The following is a 23,393-nucleotide window of genomic DNA, read 5'->3' as shown; positions in this document are numbered from 1 at the left end:
GCCATGCGATTGCTTGTTCTCCCCCTCGTCCTCGCGCTGTCCGCCTGTTCGCTGGCGCCGACGCTGGTCAAACCCTCGATGCCGGTGCCGACGGCCTACACGGCCGCCGCGGCCGCCGATCCCGACGCGAACGCCGCCGATCTCGGCTGGCGCACGATGTTCGGCGACCGGCGCCTGCAGCGCCTGATCGAGCTCGCGCTCGAGCACAACCGCGACCTGCGCGTGGCCGCGCTGAACGTCGAAGCCGCCGAAGCGCAGTACGGCGTCCAGCGCGCCGAGCGCCTGCCGTCGATCGGCGCCGGCGCGAATTTCACGCGCCAGCGTACGGCGGCCGACTCGCAATCGAACCCGCCGCTGCTCGAAAACACGCAGAACCAGTACGGCGTGAACGTCGGCATCAGCGCGTTCGAGATCGACCTGTTCGGCCGCGTGAAATCGATGTCGGATGCCGCGTTCGCACGCTACCTCGCGACCGATCACGGCCGCCGCGCGGTGCAGATCTCGCTCGTCGGCGGCGTGGCGGATGCGTACTTCGCGGAACGCCTCGCGCACGAGCAACGCCAGTTGTCCGAGCGCACGCTCGCCGACTGGCGGCAGTCGCTCGATCTCGCGCGCCGCCTGAAGGAAGCGCATCAGGCGAGCGGCGTCGACATCGCGCAGGCCGAAGGCCAGGTCGCGAGCGCGACGGCCGATCTCGAAGCGCGCACGCGCGCCGTCGAGCAGGCACGCAACGCGTTGCGCCTGCTGGTCGGCACCGAGCTGCCGAAGGATCTGCCCGAGCCGCTGCCGCTTCAGCAGCAGCCGGTGATGACGCAACTGCCGGCCGGCCTGCCGTCCGAACTGCTGTTCCGTCGGCCGGATATCCAGCAGGCCGAACAGAACCTCGTCGCCGCGAATGCCGACATCGGCGCCGCGCGCGCCGCGTTCTTCCCGCGCCTGTCGCTGACGTCGTCGATCGGCTTCCTCAGCCCCGCGATGGGCAGCCTGTTCGACGGCGGCCAGCGCGTGTGGAGCTTCGCGCCGCAGGTGACGGTGCCGATCTTCCAGGGCGGCCGGCTGCGTGCCGAGCTGCGTCTTGCGGAAGTGCGCAAATCCAGTGCGGTCGCCGAATACGAACGCGCGATCCAGGCCGCGTTCCGCGAAGTGGCCGACGGGATCGCCGGGCGCGAAACCTTCGGCCGCCAGATCGAAGCGCAAACGCGCGTGGTCGCCTCGGCCGAACGCCGCACCGACCTGTCGAATCTGCGCTATCGCGCGGGTGTCGAGGGGCGGCTGGAGTTGCTCGACTCGCAGCGGCAGCTCTATTCGGCGCGGCAGGCGCTGCTCGACCTGCGACGCAGCGAACTCGGCAATGCCGTGGCGCTGTACAAGGCGCTCGGCGGCGGCCTGACCGACAAGGACGTCGCACCGTCGACGCGCGTGGTGCAGAACTGAACGAACGGCGCCGATCCGTCCCGCGCAGCCGCGTGACGGATCGGCGCACCCCGGCCCGGCGACGGGCCGCCCCGATTGTTCGACATCGCACGGCAGATTCCATGACGAATTCCCTGATACTGATTGCAGAAGACGAACCCGACATCTCGGACATCCTCGATGCCTACCTGAAGCACGACGGCTTTCGCACCTATCGCGTCGCCGACGGGCAAGCCGTGCTCGAGATGCAACCGCACCTGAAGCCCGACCTGATCCTGCTCGACGTGAAGATGCCGCGCAAGAGCGGCTGGGACGTGCTCGCCGAGCTGCGGCGGCGCGACAACACGCCCGTCGTCGTCCTCACCGCGTTCGATCGCGACCTCGACCGGCTGCAGGCGCTGCAGGCCGGCGCGGACGACTACATCGTCAAGCCGTTCAATCCGGCCGAGGTCGTCGCGCGATTGCGCGCGATCCTGCGCCGGTCGGCCGCACCGCCGACCACGCGCATGCTGCGCGTCGGCGATCTGGAGATCGACACCGACAGCTATCTGGCCCGCGTGCGCACGGCGGCCGCCGAGGTGCCGATCACGCTGACGCTGACGGAGTTCCGACTGCTCGCGCACATGGCGAGATCGCCGAGCCGCGTGTTCACGCGCGGCGAGCTGCTCGATGCATGCATGGCCGACGTGAGTGCGCTGGAGCGCACGGTCGACAGTCACATCTGCCGGCTGCGCAAGAAGCTCGAACAGGCCGGCGCACCGGGCATGCCCGAAGTGATGCGCGGGGTCGGCTACCGGCTGCGAGGCGTGCAGTGATGCCGCCCGCACGGCCCGGCCGTCAAATCGGGCAGGCGCTCGGCCTCGTCGCGATCGTCGCCGTGCTGCTCGCCTGCACCGTCGCATGCTTCGTCCATGCATGGCATGCGCCGGCCGCGTTGCCGCACGACGCGCCCGCCGACGCGATGCTCCGCGATGCGTCCACTTACCGGGTGCTCTCGACGGCGCTGTTCGTCTGCCTGCTGGCCGCCGCGTTCGACCTCGTCAGGCTGATTCGCCGCATGCTCGCGACGCTCGACGCGATGGCGGACACCGCCGGCCGGATCGTAGCCGGCGATCCGTCGGCGCGCGCGGTTTCCCGCGACGGCTGCCCGGCCGACCTGTCGCGCTTCGTCGAGCACTTCAATGCGTTGACTCATTCAGTGAAACCTGCGAATCCATCCGATGCGACGCCCACCGTCGCCAGCAGCGATCGCGTCACGCGCACTCGGCTCGCGGAACTCGAAACCCGGCTCGACGCCATCAAGGGGCTCGCCACCGATGCTGACGCTGCCTCGCGCGATGCGCTGCTTCAGCATGTCGACGAACTGTTCCGGTTCGTCGACGACCTTCAGGTCGCCGAACGACAGGTCGCGGCGATTCGAGCATTTCCTCGATAACGATTGGCCGTTTCAACACGCATCGGAAAGGATCGGCGAGTCGCTTTCGGCATTACCTGTGTTGCCGGTTTCGAACATTACAAAATGCCGCCGATCTTTTCAAAATCATTGCAGTTATTCGATTTAAATTTGTTTCATATAATCAAAAAAAGTTTGACATTGCACTTTCGTTCTTGATACCGTCCGATGCAAGCAATCCGACGGCTTGCCCGCCGCGCAATCGATTCCGCTCCACGTTTTTTTCGCTTCCGCCGTACCGAAGTACGCACCGCCGAATGATTCGTTCGCCCGCCGGTGCGTGCAGCATTCCGATGCATTTCACTGGACGGCTGCCATCCGGCAGCGGGCCGAAGGATCGAATAAAATGAGCAGGACAACGAAGCTGTTGCTCTAGCAACCCCGCCCGCGCCGAATCCGGCGCGACTGCTCCGCCCCGCGGCGCAGCCTACCCGTTACCGCGTTTTCCGTATTTCGCCCCCGGAGAAAAACCGCTTTCCGGATCGGGCGAAGGGCCCTGTCGCGTCCGTGCCATCCGCCCGCATGCGACAGAAAGCGGCGGTGCATGACCCGCACCGCTGTCGACCGTTGTTGTTCGTGCCGTTGATGTTCAACCGGAGGGGTAATTCAAATGAATCAGGTTGCAAACAAGAAACAAAAGCACATTCGCGTCGTCAATCTCGCACTCGCCGCCGCAGCCGCCGCTGCTTCATTCGGCATGGCGACCGCCCACGCCGCGCCCGCGGCCGGCTGGACGGAAACGCGCACCAAGGGGTTCCTGCCGCTCGTGCAGCAGAACGAAGCCGGTACGGCCGGCGCGCCGGCCGCGAGCACCGCGGCCGCTGCCGCGTCGGCCATCGACATGGCGCCCGGCGAATCGGTGGACATCGTGCTCGGCCTGAACCTGCGCAACGAAGCCCAGCTCGACCAGTACCTGCGCGACCTGCATACGCCCGGCTCGCCGCACTACCGACAGTTCCTCACGCCCGCGCAATTCGCCGCGCAATACGCGCCGACCGAGCAGCAGGTCGCCTCCGTCGTCGCCCACCTGCGCAAGGCCGGCTTCGTGAATATCGTGGTCGCGCCGAACCGGCTGCTCGTGTCCGCATCCGGCACCGCGGGGACCGTCCAGTCCGCGTTCCGCACGACCCTCAAGCGCTTCACGCGCAACGGCCGCAGCGTCTATGCGAACACCGAGGCCGCGCAGGTACCGAACGCGATCGGCAACATCGTCGGCGCGGTGCTCGGCCTGCAGAACGTCGAGCTGATGCATACGGGCGCGGGCAGCAAGCCGCAGGGCAACACCAGCAACCTGACGATCCCGGCCGGCGCGTCGGCGGTGCCGCACAACCCGACCGAATTCTCGTCGATCTACGGCGGCGACGGCACGCCGACGGCGTCGCAGACCACGGTCGGCATCATCTCCGAAGGCGACCTGTCGCAGACGGTGAGCGACCTCAATACGTTCGCCGCGAACAACGGCCTCGGCACGATCAGCAGCAGCATCGTGAAGACGGGCCCGGCCGGCAGTTCGTACACCGACACCGACGGCACCGTCGAGTGGAACCTCGACAGCCAGTCGATCGTCGGCACGGCCGGCGGCAGCGTGAAGCAGGTCGTGTTCTACGTCGCGCCGTCGATGACGCTCACCGCGATCACGGCCGCGTACAACAAGGCCGTGACCGACAACGTCGCGAAGGTGATCAACGTGTCGCTCGGCGTGTGCGAATCGTCCGCGTACAGCACCGGCTCGCAGGCGACCGACGACACGATCTTCAAGCAGGCGGTCGCGCAAGGGCAAACCTTCTCGGTTTCCGCCGGCGACCACGGCGCGTACGAATGCGCGAGCGGCACGCCGTCGCGCTCGACCTACACGGTGAGCGAGCCGGCCACGTCGCCGTACGTGATCGCGGTGGGCGGCACGACGCTGTTCACCAATACGTCGACCAATGCGTACAACAGCGAAATCGTCTGGAACGATCCGAGCTGGCAGCCGGGCACCGTGTGGTCGACGGGCGGCGGGTACAGCAAGTACGAGGCCGCGCCGACGTGGCAGTCGTCGACCCTCACCGGGTCGACCAAGCGCGCGCTGCCCGACGTCGGCTTCGACGCCGACCTGCGCACGGGCGCGATTCTCGTCGTGAACGGGCAGACGTCCGACACGCTGTGGGGCTCGGGCTACCTGAACAACGAAGGCGGCACGAGTCTCGCCGCGCCGATCTTCACGGGCATCTGGGCGCGGCTGCAGTCGGCCAACAACAACGCGCTCGGGTTCCCCGCGTCGAGCATCTACAAGTACTTCCCGACCAACGCGGCGCTGCTGCACGACGTCACGTCCGGCAACAACGGCAGCGGCACTTACGGCTACAAGGCGAAGGCCGGCTGGGATGCGACGACGGGCTTCGGCAGCGTGAACATCTCGAAGCTGAACGCGTTCATCCAGAGCACGTCGGATTTCGCGCGCTGATGAATCGTTGACCGAACCGGGTGCGGGAGCGCGACGTATCGTACGCAACCCGTATCCGGCAACCCGCGAAGGCTGAGAAGCCGTCGCGGGTTGTCTGCATGTCGCGCCATCTCGCATCTCCGATGCGCGCGTCGCCGCGCCCTTCAATCAGCCCAGTTCCGGACATAATCCGGCACCGCCACGTTACCGTCCGCAGGGACCGGTGTGCCGCGTGTCGTCTTCAGCGGCAAGATCCCTGTCCAGACAGCCAGCCCGAGATCCTCTTCCTTGTCGGACGGCAGCGAATCGCTGACTTTCACGGCCGCTTCCGCCATCGAGATCCGCAGCACGCTGGTCGCATTGATTTCCTTCGAATTGCCCGGCCGCGCTTCATGCTTGCGGCCCGGCGCGATCTTGTCCATCAACGCATCCAGCGCGGCGAGTTTTTCCTCACTGCCTTCGATCACGTCGAACTGCCCGTAGATCACCGCGGATCGATAATTCATCGAATGATTGAAGGCCGACCTGGCCAGCACGAGACCGTCCAGCAGCGTCATCGCGACGCAAGCCTGCGCGCCGGCCGACAGCGCCTTGATCATCCGGCTGCCGTTGGACCCGTGGATATAGAGCGCGTCGCCCGTTCGCCAGTGCGCGGTCGGGATGCAATGCGTGTTCTGCCCGTCGCCGAACGCGATGTGGCAGACGTACGTGTCGTCCACGATGCGGTAGAGCATCGTGCGGTCGTGGCTCGCCAGTTCAGGCAGGCGGCGAATGGTCGTGCGCGGTGTGGTGGAGAGAGAGATCTGATTGTTCATCTATCTGTACTGCGAAATGAATTGTATTGGCATCCTGCCGTATCCATGCATGAGCACGCGGGTGCCCGACCCATCGACAGTCGCTCGCCGAATCGAGCAAAATACGCGCATCCCGCCAGTCGCGCCGATCGCTGAAAATGCTCGCGCACCGGCTTGCCCCGCGAGAACGTGAACGATACGACGTGCGCGGCGTATTCGAAAGAACCAGCACACGGAAAATTTCTGGAACCACCCATGGATCTCGCGCTGCTCATCGCGTCGCTTGCCAGACAGGACGGCGCGACGACGCATAGCCAGCAGGAAGCCCTCTACCGGAGCCTGCGCAACATGCTGCTGGACGGGCAGCTTCCGCCCGGCACGCGGCTCCCGTCGACGCGCGTGCTCGCGGCCGAGCTGGGCATCGCGCGCAATTCCGCAGTCTATGCATACGAGCGCCTTGCCGAGGAAGGCTTCGTGGCGGCCACGCGCAGCGGCACGATCACGCTATGGGACGGCTGCGGCCGCCGGAGCGCCGGCCATGAAGACGGCGCCGTATCGGTTCGCCTGTCGGCGCGCGTGCAGGGGCTGGAGAACGCCGATCCCGAGCCCGAACGCATGCTGCCGTTCGTTCCCGGCCTCCCGTCCCTCGACGAATTCCCGGTTGCCCAGTGGCGCCGTTGCATCGAGCGCGCATGGAGGACCATCACGCCCGCCCGGCTGGCGTACGGGCCGGTCGAAGGGCTACCCGAACTGCGGCGCGCGGTGGCCGCCTACATCCGCGTGTCGCGCGGCGTGCGCTGCGACACCGAACAGGTATTCATCACCGACGGCACGCAGGCCAGCCTCGAACTCTGCGCGCGCATGCTCGCGAATCCCGGCGAATACGGCTGGCTCGAGAACCCTTGCTACAACGGCGCGAGAGCCGCGTTCCGGTCGACCGGCCTGAATCCCGTGCCGATCGAGGTCGATCGCGAAGGCATGGCGCCGACCGACGCGCAGTGGCGCACCCACCCGCCCCGGCTGATCTATACGACACCGTCGCACCAGTACCCGCTCGGCGCGCTGATGAGCCCGCGGCGGCGAACGGCGCTCGTCGAGCGCGCCCGTGCATGCGGTGCGTGGATCATCGAGGACGACTACGACAGCGAATTCCGTCACGGCGGCCAGCCGCTGCCCGCGATCCAGGGCCTGCATGCGGACGCGCCTGTGTGCTATCTCGGCACGTTCAGCAAGACGATGTTTCCGGCCCTTCGGCTCGGTTTCATGGTGGTGCCGCCGGTGCTGGTCGAACGCTTCACGCGAACGCTGCGCGAACTCGTCCATCGCGGACATTCGGCCGACCAGCTGGCGATGGCCGAGTTCATCGATACCGGCCTCTTCGCGCGGCATTTGCGCAGGATGCGGGCGCTGTACGCCGATCGGCGCAGCAGCCTCGAAGCGGCGCTCGCCCGCCATCTCGGCACGTCGCTGAGCGTGCGGGAAAGCCCGGGCGGCATGCATCTTTCCGCGGATCTCGCGGTGCCGCTGCGCGATACCGACGTCGCACGCGCCGCGGCCGCCCATGGCTTGCTGCTGCAACCGCTGAGCAGCTATTGCATCGGCGACGGCCGCCGGTACAACGGCTTCGTGCTCGGTTACGCCGGGTTGAGCGACGCGACGATCGAGACAGCGGCGATGCAGTTCGCGGCCGTCGTCGACTCGCACCGCCGCGCGCGGCGCTGAGCGCCGCTCACAGTTGCGATTCGATCGGAAACAGCCCGAGAAACCACACTTCCATCCGTCGCCCGGCGGACACCTCCGGCTCGTGATCGATCTCCGTGACTTTCCCGCCATCGGTCTGAATCCATTTGAGTCGCCCGTTGCCCGCCGGATCGGTTCTGGCCTCGACACGCCATGCGATCTGGTCGAGCCGCGCTTCCAGGTCGCTGGCGACCTGCGACGCAATCGCCGGGCTCTCGCAGTAGACGCCGATCTCCGTGTTGAGGTTCAGCGAGCGCGGATCGAGATTCATCGACCCGATGAAGATGCTCTCGTGATCGAACACGTAGGTCTTCGCATGCAGCGACGCGCGCGACGAGCCGATGATGACCTGCTTCGAAATGCTCTTGTCGCCCGACGGCCGGCGCTCATATAGCCGCACGCCTGCATTCACCAGATCGCTCCGATAGCGCCGGTAGCCGGCATGCACGGCCGCCACGTCGGTCGACGCGAGCGAATTGGTCAGCACCGTCACGCGCACGCCGCGCGCCGTCAACGCGCGCAGCCGCTCGACGACGTCCTTGCCCGGCACGAAATACGGCGACACGATCAGCAGGTCGTGCCGCGGCTGCAACGCAAGCGCGCGCAACTGCGGCATCAGATGCCCGTCGCTGTCCTTCGGCGGGTGTGCGATCTTCGACGGATCGTCGTACAGCACCGTCGCACGCCCCCACGACAGCTCCGTCTCTTCCCCGTGGACGATCCGGTCGAGCCGCTGCCGGGCCTCGAGCACGTACGGATTGTCCTCCATGGCCCGCAGGTAGTCGCGCAGCCGTTCGCGCTCGCGGTCGAGCCCGCCCGGCGCCGCATCGTGTCCGACGAGCGCATCGACCGGATACGCATACGGCGAATTCCAGAACGTATCGAATTCGGTCGAGATGTCCTTCACGACCGGGCCGTGAACGACGACGTCGAGATCGCCGAACTCCAGCATCGACGATGCGCCGAAATACTCGTCGCCGATATTGCGGCCGCCGACGATCGCCGCCTGGTTGTCCGCGATCATCGCCTTGTTGTGCATGCGCCGGTTGACGCGCGAGAACTCGAACACCGTGCCGATCTTCTTGAACCGGCGCGTGGCCACCGGATTGAACAGCCGGATCTCGATGTTCGGATGCGCGCTGATCTCGAGCAGCTTGCGGTCGTCCGCGTGGGTGCCGAGATCGTCGAGCAGCGCACGCACGCGCACGCCGCGATCGGCCGCGCGAATGATCGCGTCGGCCAGTTCGTGGCCGGTCAGGTCGTCGTGCCAGATGTAGTACTGAAGGTCCAGCGAACGGTCCGCGCGGTCGGCGAGCAGCACGCGCGCATCCAGCGCGTCGACCGGATCGGTCAGCAAATGAAACGCATCCTGCCCGGGATGGGCGGCAGCCTGCTGACGAAATGCCATGCCGAGGCGAGTATCGTCGGTATCGGCGAATGCATGCGTCGGCGCGCGGTCGGCCTGCGGCGGCAGGCTCGCACACGCGGCAAGCATCAGCAACGACAGAATCGCCCCCCATGAACGCAGCCACATCATGATCGCCGTCCCCGCTCCCGGGTGAAATCCGTTTGTTCTGGCCGCCGGATGGAGGCGGCATTGATCGGCGGTCCTGGCGTGCGCAAGTATCGCACCGAGGCCGGCCGCGCCACAGCATACTTCATTGCCATCGGCGCGGCAGCCCCTCGATGCTTTCCGGATCCGGCCGCACGTCCGCTCAAAGAAAAACCCGCGACGCCTGACGCGATCGCGGGTTTTCGGCATGCCGCGATACGGCGCGGCGCGGCATGAAATCTGGTGGGCCCCCCGGGAGTCGAACCCGGCACCAACGAATTATGAGTTCGCTGCTCTAACCAAGCATGAGCTAGGGGCCCAGATGAGAAGCGCGGTGTGCTACACACCACCCCGGCAACGAAGCCGGGCCGGCATTGTAACAACAAAGACGACAAAGGGAACGAACGCCACCGGCATCATGCGGATACCGGCGGCGTTCGTGGAACAGACGCTGGAAATCAGTTCCCTTCGAGGAACGACTTCAGCTTGTCGGAACGGCTCGGGTGACGCAGCTTGCGCAGCGCCTTGGCCTCGATCTGACGGATCCGCTCGCGCGTGACGTCGAACTGCTTGCCGACTTCCTCGAGCGTGTGATCGGTGCTCATCTCGATGCCGAAACGCATCCGCAGCACCTTCGCCTCGCGCGGCGTCAGCGAATCGAGCACGTCCTTCACGACGTCGCGCATGCTGGCATGCAGCGCGGCATCCGCCGGCGCGACCGTGTTGGTGTCCTCGATGAAGTCGCCGAGATGGGAATCGTCGTCGTCACCGATCGGCGTTTCCATCGAGATCGGCTCCTTCTCGATCTTCATGATCTTGCGGATCTTGTCTTCCGGCATCTCCATCTTCTCGGCGAGCGTTGCCGGATCCGGCTCGAGACCGGTTTCCTGCAGGATCTGCCGCGAGATACGGTTCATCTTGTTGATCGTCTCGATCATGTGAACCGGAATACGGATCGTGCGCGCCTGGTCGGCGATCGAGCGCGTGATGGCCTGACGGATCCACCACGTCGCATAGGTCGAGAACTTGTAGCCGCGACGGTATTCGAACTTGTCCACCGCCTTCATCAGGCCGATGTTGCCTTCCTGGATCAGGTCGAGGAACTGCAGGCCGCGGTTCGTGTACTTCTTCGCGATCGAGATCACGAGACGCAGGTTGGCCTCGGTCATTTCGCGCTTCGCTTGACGCGCCTTCAGTTCGCCGGCCGCCATCTGGCGGTTGGTTTCCTTCAGGTCCTTCAGCGGCAGCACGACGCGCGCCTGCAGGTCGAGCAGACGCTGCTGCTGTTCGCGGATCGCCGGAACGTTACGCGACAGCACCGCGCTGTACGGATGGCCTTCGGCCGCGATCTTCTCGGCCCAGTCGAGATCCGTCTCGCTGCCCGGGAAGCGTGCGATGAATTCCGAACGCGGCATGCCGCACTTGTCGACGACGATGTGCAGGATCTGACGCTCGACCTGACGCACTTCGTCCACCTGCGCACGCAGCGTGTCGCACAGGCGTTCGACGGTACGCGCGGTGAAGCGGATCGTCATCAGCTCGCTCTGGATCGTTTCCTGCGCCTTCAGGTAGGCCTTCGACTTGTAGCCTTCCTTTTCGAACGCGCGGCGCATCTTGTCGAACCACTCGCTGATCTGCGAGAACTTCTCGAGCGACGCGCGCTTGAGGGCTTCGAGTTGGGCGGCGTTCGCCGATGCCTGCGCGGCACCGTCGTCTTCCTCCTCTTCCTCTTCTTCCTCTTCCTCTTCGGCTTCCTCGTCCTCGTTCTCGATGGCTTCCGCTTCCTTCGCGGAGAAGCCGTCCGTATCGGCGGCGTCCGCGGCGTTCGGATCGAGCAGGCCGTCGACGAGCTCGTCGACGCGGATCTCTTCGTTCGCGACGCGTTCGGCCATCGCGAGGATGTCGGCGATCGTCGTCGGGCACGCGGAGATGGCCATCACCATGTGGCGCAGGCCGTCCTCGATGCGCTTCGCGATCTCGATTTCGCCTTCGCGCGTGAGCAGCTCGACCGTGCCCATCTCGCGCATGTACATCCGGACCGGATCGGTCGTGCGGCCGAATTCCGAATCGACGGTGGACAGCGCGACTTCCGCTTCCTCTTCGACTTCATCGTCCGACGACGCGGCGGGCGCGTTGTCGTTCAGGAGCAGCGTTTCCGCGTCCGGCGCCTGCTCGTAAACCGCCACGCCCATGTCGTTGAACGTGCCGATGATGCCCTCGAGGGCTTCGGTCTCGGTGAAGTTGTCCGGCAGGTGGTCGTTGATTTCGGCGTACGTGAGGAAGCCGCGCTCCTTGCCGAGCTTGATCAGCGCGCGCAGTTTCACGCGGCGCTCTTCGAGCTCCTCGGCCGTGCCCGGCGTGCTCGTCGCGAACGCTTCCTTCAGCAGCGCCTTTTCCTTGGCGCGACGATCGCGCACCTTGGACTTGCCCGGTGCAGCCGCGGCTGCGGGCTGCTCGTCGCTCTGATTTGCGTCGTCTTCGACGGATACTTCGTTCAGCTTTTTGGTCATGGAGTTCGCCGTACCGGCTATATCGACTCGCGGCTGCTGGACGACAGCCGGTTGAACCGTGGGTGCATGAGTAGTACGTACTGCCGTTTCGTCCGCGTCGACGGTCGTGTCCCTTGCGCTTTTCGCACTTGCCCGCTTCGCCGCCGGCTTGGCCGGCCCGGAGTCGGGTCTGGCGGCAGCCCGTGTTCTGGCTGCCGGTGCCGGCGCAGCCTGAGCAGTGCCGGCCGCGGTTTTCTTTCCTGCAGGGGCTGACGTGGCTGAAGACGTTGTCCTGGTGGAAGAAGCAGACTTGGCCGCTGTGACCTTCTTGGTCGGCTCCGTCGAGCCCTTGCCTGTTGCTTTCTTTCCGCCTGTCGTCTTTGCCATCGCGATTCTCGCCTCTGCTTGGAAAACAAACCGCTGGAAACCTTATATTATAGCACGCTGGGGAGCCCTCTCTAAGCGCCCCGGCCGCCTACAGCCCGAGCCGACGCTTCATGTCGGTTCGCTGCTGGTTCAATTCCGTCAATTCGGCCAATTCCTCGGGGGTGAAGGTGGATTGCCGCGCCAGCCTGTCCAGCCGGTCGCAGCAGGCGTCGTAGCGCATCTTGAGCACCGCCGCCTGCAGCTCCTCCCCCGCAATCCGCTCCTGCTCACGCTGCCGCTCGGGCACCGTCTCGTCTTCCGGATTCTGTAACAGCAAATCGCGGACGTTTTCATCATAGTCCAGAATTTCGCGGAAGATTTCCTCGTAAGTCGCCCCGTTCGAGGACGTCCTCAGGACATCCGACAGCAGCCGGAACTCCGCGCCGTCGCCCAGCGCGCGCGCATGATCGACGACTTCCGCGAACAGCTCGCCGATACGCGGCAGCGCGCGCAGGGTCGCGATCTGCTCGTCGTCGAGCTGCGATGCGATGCGCGGGTGCATCACCAGCGTACGCAACGCGCGCTTTTCGTTGTCCGTCACGCGTCGCCGCTCGCTGCGCGCGGGTGCCTGGCGCGGCGGCGTCGCGATGCGCGTGTCGACCTCCGACAACGCCGCGACCTCTTCGAACGGGATATCGAGGCGGTCGGCGAACATGTGCATGATCTGCGCGCGCAACGCGTTCGCGGGCAGCGCCTGCAACAGCGGCTTCGCATCGAACAGCGCCTTCGCGCGGCCTTCCGGCTGATCGAGCGCCTTGCCGGCAATCGCTTCGTTCAACAGAAATTGCGACAGCGGCATCGCGCGTTCGACCTGCTCGGAGAACGCCTGCGCGCCGAACTCGCGCACGTAGCTGTCCGGATCGTGCTCGGCCGGCAGAAAAAGGAACCGGATCGTGCGGTTGTCGCCCGCATGCGGCAGGCATGCCTCGAGCGCGCGCCGGGCCGCGCGCCGCCCGGCCGAATCGCCGTCGAAACTGAAAATGACCGTGTCGGTCTGACGCAGCAGTTTCTGCACGTGAATCGGCGTGCACGCGGTGCCGAGCGTCGCGACCGCGTTCGGAAAACCGAGCTGCGCGAGCGCGACGACATCCATGTAGCCTTCGACGACCAGCACGTACTTGCGCTCGCGAATCGCGAGCCGCGCCTCGAACAGCCCGTACAGCTCGCTGCCCTTGTTGAACAGCGGCGTTTCCGGCGAATTCAGGTACTTCGGCTCGCCGCTGCCGAGCACGCGGCCGCCGAAACCGATCACCTGCCCCTTCACGTTGCGGATCGGGAACATGATCCGCTCGCGGAACCGGTCGTAGCGGCGCGCGACGCCCTGTGCGTCGGTCTTCTCGCTGACGATCACGAGCCCCGCCTCGACGAGCGACTCGTCGCGATAGTCGGGGAACGCGGCTTCGAGGTTCTGCCAGCCGTCCGGCGCGTAGCCGAGTCCGAAGCGCGCAGCGATCTCGCCGGTCAGGCCCCGGTTCTTCAGGTACTGGATCGCGACGGTCGCACCGCGCAACTGCTTGCGGTAGTAGTCGCACGCCGCCGTCATCGCGTCGGACAGCGCGGTCGCCACCGATTTCGACACGGGCGCCGGATAGTCGCCGCCACCGCCTCCGCCCCCACCGCCGCGCATCGACGGCTCGTGCGGCACGGTCAGCCCGACGGATTGCGCGAGTTCCTGCACGGCTTCCGGAAACGTGAGCCCCGCGTGCTCCATCAGGAAGCCGATCGCCGTGCCGTGCGCGCCGCAACCGAAGCAGTGATAGAACTGCTTGGTCGGGCTGACGGTAAACGACGGGCTCTTCTCGTTATGGAACGGGCACAGCCCCATGAAGTTGGCGCCGCCCTTCTTGAGCTGCACGTACCGGCCCACCACGTCGACGATATCGACGCGGTTCAGCAAATCCTGCAGGAACGAATGCGGAATCACCGTGGGATCGAGCGAAAAAAGACAATACGGCGCCCGGCGCACGCATCGCTGGGCGCGCCGGGAACGGGTTTTACTTCGTGAGCGCGGCCTTGACCTGCGCGGAAACGGCGGTCATGTCGGCACGGCCGGCGAGCTTGCCCTTCAGCACGCCCATCACCTTGCCCATGTCCTGCGGGCCGGCTGCGCCGGTTTGCGCGACCGCCGCCTGGACCTCGGCCGCCACTTCCGCGTCCGACAGTTGCGCGGGCATGTAGCCGCCCAGCACGGTCAGCTCGGCCTGCTCCTTCGCGACGAGATCGTCGCGGCCGGCCGCCTGGAACTGGCTGATCGAATCCTTGCGCTGCTTGATCATCTTGTCGATCACGGCCGTGATGCCCGCGTCGTCGAGCGTGACCCGATCATCGACCTCGCGCTGCTTGATCGCGGCCATCAGCAGGCGAATCGTTGCCAGGCGCTCGCTTTCCTTCGCGCGCATCGCGGCCTTCATGTCTTCGCTGATCTGCTCTTTCAAACTCATCTTTCACCCGGGATGGAAACGTGAACTCGACGCCCGCGAACGGGCGTCAACACAAAAACCCGCTTGGGACAGTGTCTCAAGCGGGTTGCTCGAATCCGGCATCGGCGACTCGCCGCCTGATCGGCTGCGCGATCGCACCGATCGCACGGAATCGCCGGTGCGCCGCTCAGCGAACCGCGCGGCGCCCAATCGTTCAGTACAGCTTCTTCGGCAGCGTCTGGCTGCGGATACGCTTGTAATGACGCTTCACCGCAGCAGCCTTCTTGCGCTTGCGTTCCGCGGTCGGCTTCTCGTAAAACTCGCGCGCACGAAGCTCGGTCAGCAGACCGTTCTTCTCGATCGTGCGCTTGAAGCGACGCATGGCAACTTCGAACGGCTCGTTCTCTTTAACGCGAATGATCGTCATGATCCGACACGAATAAAGGTTTGCAGGGAAAGACTACCGAGTATAGCAGAGCGATTGCCCGAAGGCACGGGGCCGGGCCCCGGCCGAATGGCGCCGGCCGCGGCGTCAGGCGCCGCGCGCATACTCGGCCGCGGCCTGCCCGGCCGCCGTGCCGGACGCCCATGCCCACTGGAAGTTGTAGCCGCCGAGCCAGCCCGTCACGTCCACCGCCTCGCCGACGAAGAACAGCCCCGGCACGCGCGCGCTCATCATCGTCGCCGACGACAACTCCCGCGTATCGACCCCGCCCTTCGTCACCTCGGCCTTCTTGTAGCCTTCGGTGCCGTTCGGCGTCAGCGTCCAGCCGGACAGCGCCTCGCCGATCTGGCGCAGCGTCTTGTCGGGCAGGTCCGCGAGCCGCGCGTCGGCCGCGACGCGATGCGTGTCGAGCCACGCATGCGCGAGGCGCGACGGCACCCAGTCGGCGAGCAGCGAACCGATCTGACGCTTCGACGTGCGTTTCGCGTCGAGCAGATCGGCCACCGTGTCGCGCTGCGGCAGCAGGTCGACGCGAATCGGGTCGCCGGGCTGCCAGTAGCTCGAGATCTGCAGGATGCCGGGCCCGGACAGGCCGCGGTGGGTCAGCAGCAGGTCCTCGACGAATTCGCCGCCGCGCTTCTTGTCGCCCGTCGAGACGCGCACTTCGAGCGATACGCCGGACAGCGGCGCGAACGGCGCCCAGTCCTGTGGCGCGAACGTCAGCGGCACGAGGGCGGGCCGCGTATCGACGAGCTTGTGGCCGAACTGCTTCGCGAGCCGGTAGCCGAAGTCGGTCGCGCCGATCTTCGGGATCGACAGGCCGCCGGTCGCGACGATCAGCGCGCGCGCACCGATCGGCCCGGCCTGCTGCGTATCGAGCGTGAAGCCGCCCGCCGGCGCGTGACGCACCCCATCGACGACGACGGGCCGGCGCCACGCGATGCCGCCCGCATCGCACTCGCGCTTGAGCACGTCGATGATCGCGTCGCTGCCGTGGTCGCAGAAGAGCTGGCCCTTGTGCTTTTCGTGCCAGGTCACGTGATGGCGCTTGAGCAGCCCGAGGAAGTCGCGCGGCGTATAGCGCGCCAGCGCCGAGCGCGCGAAATGCGGATTCGACGACAGGTAGTTGTCGGGCCCGGCGTACAGGTTCGTGAAATTGCAGCGGCCGCCGCCCGAGATGCGGATTTTCTCGGCGAGCCGCGGCGCGTGATCGATCAGCACGACGCGGCGGCCGAGCTGCCCGGCGACCGCGGCGCTCATCATGCCGGCGGCGCCCGCGCCGATCACGGCGATGTCATAAGTTTCCATGGCGCGGATTGTACCTGCCCGGCATCGGGCCCGGGCCGCCGCCAGCGGCGGCCTGCCCTCGCCTGCTATACTTTCCGGTTACGTTGACCTACCCGAGGCGCGTCCGAAACGGCGCGCCCTGCCCCCGCCCATGCTCGTTCTCGGCATCGAAAGCTCCTGCGACGAAACCGGCCTCGCGCTCTACGACACGCAGCGCGGCCTGCTCGCGCACGCGCTCCATTCGCAGATCGCGATGCATCGCGACTACGGCGGCGTCGTGCCCGAGCTCGCGTCGCGCGACCACATCCGCCGCGCGCTGCCGCTGCTCGAGGAGGTGATGGCGCAAAGCGGCACGCGTCGCGACGACATCGACGCGATCGCGTTCACGCAGGGCCCCGGCCTCGCCGGCGCGCTGCTGGTCGGCGCGAGCATCGCCAATGCACTCGCGCTCGCGTGGAACAAGCCGACCGTCGGCATCCATCACCTCGAAGGCCACCTGCTGTCGCCGTTGCTGGTCGACGAGCCGCCGCCGTTCCCGTTCGTCGCGCTGCTGGTTTCCGGCGGCCACACGCAGCTGATGCGCGTGACCGACGTCGGCGTGTACGAGACGCTCGGCGAAACGCTCGACGACGCGGCCGGCGAAGCGTTCGACAAGACGGCGAAGCTGATCGGCCTCGGCTACCCGGGCGGCCCCGAAGTATCGAAGCTCGCCGAAACGGGCACGCCGGGCACGGTCGTGCTGCCGCGCCCGATGCTGCACTCGGGCGATCTCGACTTCAGCTTCAGCGGCCTGAAGACGGCCGTGCTCACGCAGATGAAGAAGTTCGAAGCAGCGAAGCTCGAAGGCGAAGCGCTCGAACGCGCGAAGGCCGACCTGGCGCGCGGCTTCGTCGATGCGGCCGTCGACGTGCTCGTCGCGAAGTCGCTCGCCGCGCTGAAGAAGACGAAGCTCAAGCGCCTCGTGGTCGCGGGCGGCGTCGGCGCGAACCGCCAGTTGCGCGCGGCACTGTCGGCGGCCGCGACCAAGCGCGGCTTCGACGTGCACTACCCCGATCTCGCGCTCTGCACCGACAACGGTGCGATGATCGCGCTCGCGGGTGCGCTGCGGCTCGGCCGCTGGCCCGAACAGGCGAATGCCGACTACGCGTTCACGGTAAAACCGCGCTGGGATCTCGCGTCGCTCGCAGGCTGAATCGTCCAACGCGACATCGCCCGCCGGAAAACGAAAAAGCCGCTCGTTCGAACGGCTTTTCTCATTGGCGCGACGAAACGCCGCGGCGTTATGCTGCGTGCCGCTTGTCGCGCTCGATCAGCGCATAGGCGCTGTGATTGTGGATCGACTCGAAGTTCTCGGCTTCGAGCACGTAGGCGACCACCCGCTCGTCCGCATCGAGACGCTGCGCGACATCGCGCACGAGATCCTCGACGAATTTCGGGTTCTCGTACGCGCGCTCGGTGACGAACTTCTCGTCCGGGCGCTTCAGCAGCCCCCACAGTTCGCACGACGCCTCTTCTTCCGCGATGCGGATCAGCGCCTCGACCGGCAGATCGGCGGCCAGCTCCGCATCGATCGTCACGTGCGAGCGCTGGTTGTGCGCGCCGTACTGCGAGATCTTCTTCGAGCACGGGCACAGGCTCGTTACCGGCACGAGCACCTTCAGGAACAGGCGCGTGCCGCCGTTGCGGCTTTCGCCCGCGAGCGTCACTTCATAGTCGAGCAGGCTCTGCACGCCGGACACCGGCGCCGTCTTGTTCACGAAATACGGGAACGTGACTTCGATACGGCCGGCCTCGGCTTCGAGCTTCACGAGCATCGACGCGAGCATCGCGCGGAAGCGCTCGACCGTCAGCGGCGCACGATTCTCTTCGAGCAGCGCGACGAAGCGCGACATGTGCGTGCCCTTCTGGTCGGCCGGCAGACGGACGTCGAGGTTCCAGACACCGACGGTCGGTTGCACGTCGCCGCTTTCGGTACACACCGTCAACGGATGCCGGACCGCCTTCACGCCCACGCGCTGAATCGGGATCTGGCGGGTGTCCACCGTGCTCTGCACGTCGGGCATCACGAAGGCGGGATTCATCTGGTTCATCTTCTTCAATCCTTGTAAGCCGCGCGTCCGACGACGCGCACGCCGCGTCACGCGGCAGCCGGAAAAGCAACATGGGCCCGCAGGCCCATGTTTTCCGCATCAATGTAGACCGGTTGCGCCAGTCGCACCGACGCCGCCCGCGGGCGGCGTCGGCTCATGCGACGCGCTTCGCCTGACCGGCGACATCGGCCGCCGGATTCAGAAAGCGTTCGCGAATCGATTTCGCGATGCCCGCGCCGTCGAGGCCGCATTGCGACAGCAGCTTCGCGGGGTCGCCGTGATCGATGAACTGGTCGGGGAGGCCCAATTGTAGTACGGGTCGGATAACCCCACTCTCCATCAGGGCTTCGACGCAGGCCGAGCCCGCACCGCCCATCACGCAGCCTTCCTCGACCGTCACGACGTAGTCGTGCGTTTCGGCGAGCTCGCGCACGAGCGCCGCATCGATCGGCTTCACGAAGCGCATGTTCGCGACCGTCGCATCGAGCTCGTCGGCAGCGGCGAGCGACGGTGCGACCATCGTGCCGAACGCGAGAATCGCGACGCGCTTGCCTTCCGGCTGCGACGTCCGGCGACGCACTTCCCCCTTGCCGAGCGGAATCTCGGTGAATTCCTTCACCGTCGCCACGCCCGTGCCCGCGCCGCGCGGATAACGCACCGCGGTCGGGTTCGGCTGCTGCAGCGCCGTGTGCAGCATCTGGCGACATTCGTTCTCGTCGGATGCGGCCATGATCGTCATGTTCGGGATGCAGCGCATGAACGCGAGATCGTACGCACCCGCGTGCGTCGCGCCGTCGGCGCCGACGAGGCCCGCGCGGTCGATCGCGAACACGACCGGCAGGTTCTGCAGCGCGACGTCGTGGATCAGCTGGTCGTACGCACGCTGCAGGAACGTCGAGTAGATCGCGACGACCGGCTTCAGCCCTTCGGTCGCGAGGCCGCCCGCGAACGTCACCGCATGCTGTTCGGCGATACCGACGTCGTAGTAGCGATCCTTGAAGCGCTTCTCGAATTCGACCATGCCCGAGCCTTCGCGCATCGCGGGCGTGATGCCGACCACGCGCGTATCGCGCTCGGCTTCGTCGCACAGCCACTCGCCGAACACCTGCGTGTACGTCTTCTTCGCGGGCGTCGTCGACGGCTTGATGCCTTCGGCCGGGTTGAACTTGCCGGGGCCGTGATAGAGCACCGGATCGGCTTCGGCGAGCTTGTAGCCCTGGCCTTTCTTCGTCACCACGTGCAGGAACTGCGGGCCGCGCAGTTCGCGGATGTTCTGCAGCGTCGGGATCAGCGAATCCAGATCGTGACCGTCGATCGGGCCGATGTAGTTGAAGCCGAACTCCTCGAACAGCGTGGCCGGCACGACCATGCCCTTCGCGTGCTCCTCTAGCTTGCGCGCGAGTTCGAGCACCGGCGGCGCCACGCTCAGCACGCGCTCGACGCCCGCGCGCGCGGCCGCGTAGAAGCGGCCCGACATCAGGCGGGCGAGATGGCGATTCAGCGCGCCGACCGGCGGCGAGATCGACATGTCGTTGTCGTTCAGGATCACGAGCAGCTTCGCATCTTCCGACACGCCCGCGTTGTTCATCGCCTCGAACGCCATGCCAGCCGTCATCGCGCCGTCGCCGATCACGGCGATCGAGAAGCGGTCGTCGCCGTTCAGCTGGCTGCCGATCGCCATGCCGAGCGCGGCCGAGATCGACGTGCTCGAATGCGCGGTGCCGAACGTGTCGTACTCGGATTCGCTGCGGCGCGGGAAGCCCGAGATGCCGTCGTACTGACGCAGCGTATGCATCTGGTCGCGGCGGCCCGTCAGGATCTTGTGCGGGTAGGTCTGGTGACCCACGTCCCAGACGATGCGATCGTTCGGCGTGTTGAACACGTAGTGCAACGCGATCGTCAGCTCGACCGTCCCGAGGTTGGACGACAGGTGGCCGCCCGTCTTCGACACGCTGTCGAGCACGAACGCGCGCAGTTCATCCGCGAGCGGTTGCAGTTGGCGACGATCGAGGCGGCGCAAATCCGCCGGGTCGTCGATGGTTTTCAGCAAGTCGTACATCGTCGTTCCATTGTAGGAAATCAAACGCGCCCGCATTCTTTTGCACGCACCGTAGCGTGTGCGCGGCGGCGGGCTTTCGCGTCAGCTGACCCGGTTCACTACCAGATCGGCAAGTTCGGCCAGACGCTGTGCGCGCGCGCCGAACGGTTTCAGCGCGTCGTGCGCTTCGGCGCGCAACTGCGCTGCCAGCTCGCGCGACGCCTCGAGACCGAGGATCGATACATAAGTCGGCTTGTCGTTCGCCGCGTCCTTGCCGGCCGTCTTGCCGAGCGTCGCCGAATCGGTCGTGACGTCGAGAATGTCGTCGACGACCTGGAAGGCCAGACCCACGGCCCCCGCGTACACGTCCAGCGCAGCCATCGTTTCCGCCGAAGGCGTCTCGCCGGCGAGCGCGCCCATCCGCACGGCCGCGCGCAGCAATGCGCCCGTCTTCATCCGGTGCATCGTCTCGAGCTGTTCGCGCGTCAGCTTCAGGCCGACGCTCGCCAGGTCGATCGCCTGCCCGCCCGCCATGCCGATCGAGCCGCTCGCGAGCGCGAGCTCGCGCACGAGCGCCGCCTGCTGCACCGGCGACAGCGCATCGGCGTCGGTCAGCGCGACGAACGCCTGCGACTGCAGCGCGTCGCCGACCAGCAGCGCCGTCGGCTCGTCGTACTGCACGTGCACGGTCGGCTTGCCGCGACGCAGTGCGTCGTCGTCCATGCACGGCATGTCGTCGTGCACGAGCGAGTAGACGTGGATCATCTCCAGCGCCGCCGCCGCGGCATTGCGGGCCGCCTCCGTCGCACCGGTCAGCTCGCCTGCCGCATGGCACAGCAGCGGGCGAACGCGTTTGCCGCCACCGAGGACCGCGTAGCGCATCGCCTCGTGAAGTTTCGCGGGCATCGCGGTTTCGGGCGGCAGATAGCGGCCGAGTGCGTCCTCGACACGGTCAAGCACGGACCGCATCCATTGTTCGAATGTCATAGATCGTCGTCTTCGCCGTCCGTGGCGGCCGTTCCGGACGAAAGCGGCTTCAGCGTCGCGCCGTCGAGCACGCGAACCTGCTGCTCCACTTTCTCGAGCTGCTGTTGGCAAAAAGCAACGAGGGTCGCACCGCGGCGATACGCCGCCAGCGAATCCTCGAGGCTCAACGCGCCGCCTTCCATCCGGGCAACCAGCGTCTCGAGCTCCGCGAGCGCCATCTCGTAATTGTCCGGCAACGGTTCGGTGCCATTGCCGGGCGGCGTGGCGCCTGGGGATGCGGTTTTCGCCATGGACGAGGGTGTCAAATTTCAAAACAAGTCGGACATTCTACGGCAAAAGAGAATTTTCCGACCTGCCGTCTTGGGCGCCCGCGCACAATTCCGGCCCCATCTCGGGCACACAGTGTGCGCCTTCCGAGGGTCGCCCGACAAAAAATTGACACAAATCAGGCACTTAATCCTAGCCTTGCGGGGCGAACCGGGTATAATTGTCCGTTTCCCTAAATCGATTTTTCGATGGTTGGGTTGTTCACTGCTTTCACGCTAACACCGGGAGTGGGAATGTCCAATCTGAGCGATGCGCTTCAGTTGAAGTCGGCCCACAGCCAGCTTCCAGTCACTGCATATTTCGATGAGGCGCTACTCGAGCGCGAGATCGAAACCCTCTTCAAGAAAGGACCTCGTTACGTCGGGCACGAGTTGATGGTGCCCGAGGCGGGGGATTATTTCGCGCTGCCGTCCGAGAAGGAAGGCCGCGTGCTGGTCCGTAACCAGACGAACCAGATCGAACTGCTGTCGAACGTGTGCCGCCACCGGCAGGCGATCATGCTCAACGGACGCGGCCACACGCAGAACATCGTGTGCCCGCTGCACCGCTGGACGTACGACCTCGAAGGCGAGCTGCTCGGCGCACCGCACTTTCCCGACAAGCCGTGCCTGAACCTCGGCAAGAGCCCGCTGCAGAACTGGCAGGGGCTGCTGTTCGAGGCGGAGGGCCGCAACGTCGCGCGCGACCTCGCCAACCTCGGCACGAAGCATCACTTCGACTTCTCCGAGTACCAGTTCGATCACGTCGAAGTGCACGAGTGCGACTACAACTGGAAGACGTTCATCGAGGTCTACCTCGAGGATTATCACGTCGTCCCGTTCCACCCGGGCCTCGGCAGCTTCGTGTCGTGCGACGATCTCAAATGGGAGTTCGGCGACTGGTACAGCGTGCAGACGGTCGGCGTGCACAACGCCCTCGCGAAACCGGGCAGCGCGACTTACCAGAAATGGCACGAGCAGGTGCTGAAATTCCGCAACGGCGTGCCGCCGGAGTTCGGCGCGATCTGGATGGTCTACTACCCGGGCCTGATGATCGAGTGGTATCCGCACGTGCTGGTCGTGTCGTGGCTGATCCCGCGCGGGCCGCAGAAGACGACCAACATCGTCGAGTTCTATTACCCCGAGGAAATCGCGCTGTTCGAACGCGAATTCGTCGAGGCCGAGCGCGCCGCGTATATGGAAACGGCCGTCGAGGACGACGAGATCGCGATGCGGATGGACGCAGGCCGCCGTGCGCTGATGGCACGCGGCGAGTCGCAGGTCGGACCGTACCAGAGCCCGATGGAAGACGGGATGCAGCACTTCCACGAGTTCCTGCGCCGCCACCTGGGCGACCTCTGACAGCGGATGGGGCGCCTTGCCGCCTCTTGGCCGCCGGCAAACGAAAAGACGGGCTTCGGCCTAATGCCGTTCAGTTAAGGTTCTTTTTAAGGACGCGGACGGCATAGCGTTTTGGCACTGCCTTCACGGCCCGCTCGAATTTTCGAGCGGGCCGTTCTTCTTTGAGC

At 66.1% G+C, this 23,393-nt stretch carries 18 protein-coding genes and 1 tRNA gene; 7 read left to right on the top strand and 12 right to left on the bottom strand.

What is annotated here, in order from left to right; all coding sequences use genetic code 11:
• The first annotated feature begins 3 nt into the window (after positions 1–3).
• From HWX62_RS23825 to HWX62_RS23810, 4 genes are all read left to right on the top strand, one after another.
• Positions 4–1,434 (top strand): efflux transporter outer membrane subunit, encoded by a 1,431-nt coding sequence (locus HWX62_RS23825; protein ID WP_175931597.1) that lies wholly within the window; start codon positions 4–6, stop codon positions 1,432–1,434.
• Between the two features lie 101 nt (positions 1,435–1,535).
• Positions 1,536–2,228 carry a response regulator gene (locus tag HWX62_RS23820; protein ID WP_175931596.1) on the top strand — a complete coding sequence of 231 codons (693 nt, stop codon included), beginning with the start codon at positions 1,536–1,538 and terminating at the stop codon, positions 2,226–2,228.
• Between the two features lie 119 nt (positions 2,229–2,347).
• Positions 2,348–2,848 carry a histidine kinase gene (locus tag HWX62_RS23815; protein ID WP_244136086.1) on the top strand — a complete coding sequence of 167 codons (501 nt, stop codon included), beginning with the start codon at positions 2,348–2,350 and terminating at the stop codon, positions 2,846–2,848.
• Positions 2,849–3,476: 628 nt separating this feature from the next.
• Entirely contained in the window at positions 3,477–5,312 is a 1,836-nt protein-coding gene (locus HWX62_RS23810; RefSeq protein WP_175931594.1) for a S53 family peptidase, read from the top strand.
• 143 nt (positions 5,313–5,455) lie between these two features.
• Here the strand turns inward: HWX62_RS23810 and HWX62_RS23805 are convergent, their stop codons facing one another.
• A complete protein-coding gene (locus tag HWX62_RS23805) occupies positions 5,456–6,106 on the bottom strand; it encodes a pyridoxamine 5'-phosphate oxidase family protein (protein ID WP_175931593.1) in 651 nt (216 codons plus the stop codon).
• Positions 6,107–6,340: 234 nt separating this feature from the next.
• Between HWX62_RS23805 and HWX62_RS23800 the strand changes: the two genes are divergently transcribed.
• A complete protein-coding gene (locus HWX62_RS23800; RefSeq protein WP_175931592.1) occupies positions 6,341–7,807 on the top strand; it encodes a PLP-dependent aminotransferase family protein in 1,467 nt (488 codons plus the stop codon).
• Positions 7,808–7,814: 7 nt separating this feature from the next.
• On the opposite strand, the gene HWX62_RS23795 is transcribed toward HWX62_RS23800, so the two are convergent.
• From HWX62_RS23795 to HWX62_RS23765, 7 genes are all read right to left on the bottom strand, one after another.
• On the bottom strand, positions 7,815–9,362 hold the full coding sequence (locus tag HWX62_RS23795) for a phospholipase D family protein (RefSeq protein WP_175931591.1): 1,548 nt from the start codon (positions 9,360–9,362) through the stop codon (positions 7,815–7,817).
• A 256-nt stretch (positions 9,363–9,618) separates the two neighbouring features.
• Positions 9,619–9,697: transfer RNA gene (locus tag HWX62_RS23790), tRNA-Ile, on the bottom strand.
• A gap of 138 nt (positions 9,698–9,835) precedes the next feature.
• Positions 9,836–12,253: an RNA polymerase sigma factor RpoD gene (rpoD, locus tag HWX62_RS23785; protein WP_175985242.1), complete on the bottom strand. Its 2,418-nt coding sequence runs from the start codon at positions 12,251–12,253 to the stop codon at positions 9,836–9,838.
• An 88-nt stretch (positions 12,254–12,341) separates the two neighbouring features.
• Positions 12,342–14,216 carry a DNA primase gene (gene dnaG, locus HWX62_RS23780; protein ID WP_175931589.1) on the bottom strand — a complete coding sequence of 625 codons (1,875 nt, stop codon included), beginning with the start codon at positions 14,214–14,216 and terminating at the stop codon, positions 12,342–12,344.
• Positions 14,217–14,286: 70 nt separating this feature from the next.
• A complete protein-coding gene (locus HWX62_RS23775; protein ID WP_006479409.1) occupies positions 14,287–14,733 on the bottom strand; it encodes a GatB/YqeY domain-containing protein in 447 nt (148 codons plus the stop codon).
• A gap of 193 nt (positions 14,734–14,926) precedes the next feature.
• On the bottom strand, positions 14,927–15,139 hold the full coding sequence (gene rpsU, locus HWX62_RS23770; protein ID WP_006479415.1) for a 30S ribosomal protein S21: 213 nt from the start codon (positions 15,137–15,139) through the stop codon (positions 14,927–14,929).
• A gap of 105 nt (positions 15,140–15,244) precedes the next feature.
• Positions 15,245–16,474, bottom strand: coding sequence for an NAD(P)/FAD-dependent oxidoreductase (locus tag HWX62_RS23765; RefSeq protein WP_279610474.1), 1,230 nt, complete (start codon positions 16,472–16,474; stop codon positions 15,245–15,247).
• A 121-nt stretch (positions 16,475–16,595) separates the two neighbouring features.
• On the opposite strand from HWX62_RS23765, the gene tsaD reads away from it, so the two are divergent.
• Positions 16,596–17,636, top strand: coding sequence for a tRNA (adenosine(37)-N6)-threonylcarbamoyltransferase complex transferase subunit TsaD (gene tsaD, locus HWX62_RS23760; protein ID WP_175931587.1), 1,041 nt, complete (start codon positions 16,596–16,598; stop codon positions 17,634–17,636).
• A gap of 88 nt (positions 17,637–17,724) precedes the next feature.
• Here tsaD and folE2 read toward each other — a convergent pair whose 3' ends face one another.
• The 4 genes from folE2 to HWX62_RS23740 all read right to left on the bottom strand — a co-directional run bounded on the left by folE2 (position 17,725) and on the right by HWX62_RS23740 (position 21,849).
• Complete coding sequence (folE2, locus tag HWX62_RS23755) at positions 17,725–18,534, bottom strand: GTP cyclohydrolase FolE2 (RefSeq protein WP_175931586.1); 810 nt, start codon at positions 18,532–18,534, stop codon at positions 17,725–17,727.
• Positions 18,535–18,688: 154 nt separating this feature from the next.
• On the bottom strand, positions 18,689–20,593 hold the full coding sequence (gene dxs / locus HWX62_RS23750; RefSeq protein ID WP_175931585.1) for a 1-deoxy-D-xylulose-5-phosphate synthase: 1,905 nt from the start codon (positions 20,591–20,593) through the stop codon (positions 18,689–18,691).
• A gap of 81 nt (positions 20,594–20,674) precedes the next feature.
• On the bottom strand, positions 20,675–21,559 hold the full coding sequence (locus HWX62_RS23745) for a polyprenyl synthetase family protein (protein ID WP_175931584.1): 885 nt from the start codon (positions 21,557–21,559) through the stop codon (positions 20,675–20,677).
• Positions 21,556–21,849 (bottom strand): exodeoxyribonuclease VII small subunit, encoded by a 294-nt coding sequence (locus HWX62_RS23740; RefSeq protein ID WP_006479428.1) that lies wholly within the window; start codon positions 21,847–21,849, stop codon positions 21,556–21,558. The genes HWX62_RS23745 and HWX62_RS23740 overlap by 4 nt, the downstream gene beginning before the upstream one ends.
• Before the next feature lie 270 nt (positions 21,850–22,119).
• Here HWX62_RS23740 and HWX62_RS23735 point away from each other — a divergent pair, with 270 nt between their 5' ends.
• Positions 22,120–23,226: an aromatic ring-hydroxylating dioxygenase subunit alpha gene (locus HWX62_RS23735; RefSeq protein ID WP_006486437.1), complete on the top strand. Its 1,107-nt coding sequence runs from the start codon at positions 22,120–22,122 to the stop codon at positions 23,224–23,226.
• Positions 23,227–23,393 lie beyond the last annotated feature (167 nt).

The organism is Burkholderia sp. BCC0506, assembly GCF_902833145.1.
GTDB lineage: Bacteria > Pseudomonadota > Gammaproteobacteria > Burkholderiales > Burkholderiaceae > Burkholderia.
The sequence above is the reverse complement of the archived record's forward strand: the minus strand, read 5'-3'. Positions and strand labels throughout refer to the sequence as shown.

Excerpts from the sequence above, each read along its gene's own strand:
- HWX62_RS23825 (WP_175931597.1), top strand. The coding sequence starts at position 4 with ATGCGATTGCTTGTTCTCCCCCTCGTCCTCGCGCTGTCCGCCTGTTCG.
- HWX62_RS23820 (WP_175931596.1), top strand. The coding sequence starts at position 1,536 with ATGACGAATTCCCTGATACTGATTGCAGAAGACGAACCCGACATCTCG.
- HWX62_RS23810 (WP_175931594.1), top strand. The coding sequence starts at position 3,477 with ATGAATCAGGTTGCAAACAAGAAACAAAAGCACATTCGCGTCGTCAAT.
- HWX62_RS23805 (WP_175931593.1), bottom strand. The coding sequence starts at position 6,106 with ATGAACAATCAGATCTCTCTCTCCACCACACCGCGCACGACCATTCGC.
- HWX62_RS23800 (WP_175931592.1), top strand. The coding sequence starts at position 6,341 with ATGGATCTCGCGCTGCTCATCGCGTCGCTTGCCAGACAGGACGGCGCG.
- HWX62_RS23795 (WP_175931591.1), bottom strand. The coding sequence starts at position 9,362 with ATGATGTGGCTGCGTTCATGGGGGGCGATTCTGTCGTTGCTGATGCTT.
- rpoD (WP_175985242.1), bottom strand. The coding sequence starts at position 12,253 with ATGGCAAAGACGACAGGCGGAAAGAAAGCAACAGGCAAGGGCTCGACG.
- HWX62_RS23775 (WP_006479409.1), bottom strand. The coding sequence starts at position 14,733 with ATGAGTTTGAAAGAGCAGATCAGCGAAGACATGAAGGCCGCGATGCGC.
- rpsU (WP_006479415.1), bottom strand. The coding sequence starts at position 15,139 with ATGACGATCATTCGCGTTAAAGAGAACGAGCCGTTCGAAGTTGCCATG.
- tsaD (WP_175931587.1), top strand. The coding sequence starts at position 16,596 with ATGCTCGTTCTCGGCATCGAAAGCTCCTGCGACGAAACCGGCCTCGCG.
- folE2 (WP_175931586.1), bottom strand. The coding sequence starts at position 18,534 with ATGAACCAGATGAATCCCGCCTTCGTGATGCCCGACGTGCAGAGCACG.
- dxs (WP_175931585.1), bottom strand. The coding sequence starts at position 20,593 with ATGTACGACTTGCTGAAAACCATCGACGACCCGGCGGATTTGCGCCGC.
- HWX62_RS23745 (WP_175931584.1), bottom strand. The coding sequence starts at position 21,559 with ATGACATTCGAACAATGGATGCGGTCCGTGCTTGACCGTGTCGAGGAC.
- HWX62_RS23740 (WP_006479428.1), bottom strand. The coding sequence starts at position 21,849 with ATGGCGAAAACCGCATCCCCAGGCGCCACGCCGCCCGGCAATGGCACC.
- HWX62_RS23735 (WP_006486437.1), top strand. The coding sequence starts at position 22,120 with ATGTCCAATCTGAGCGATGCGCTTCAGTTGAAGTCGGCCCACAGCCAG.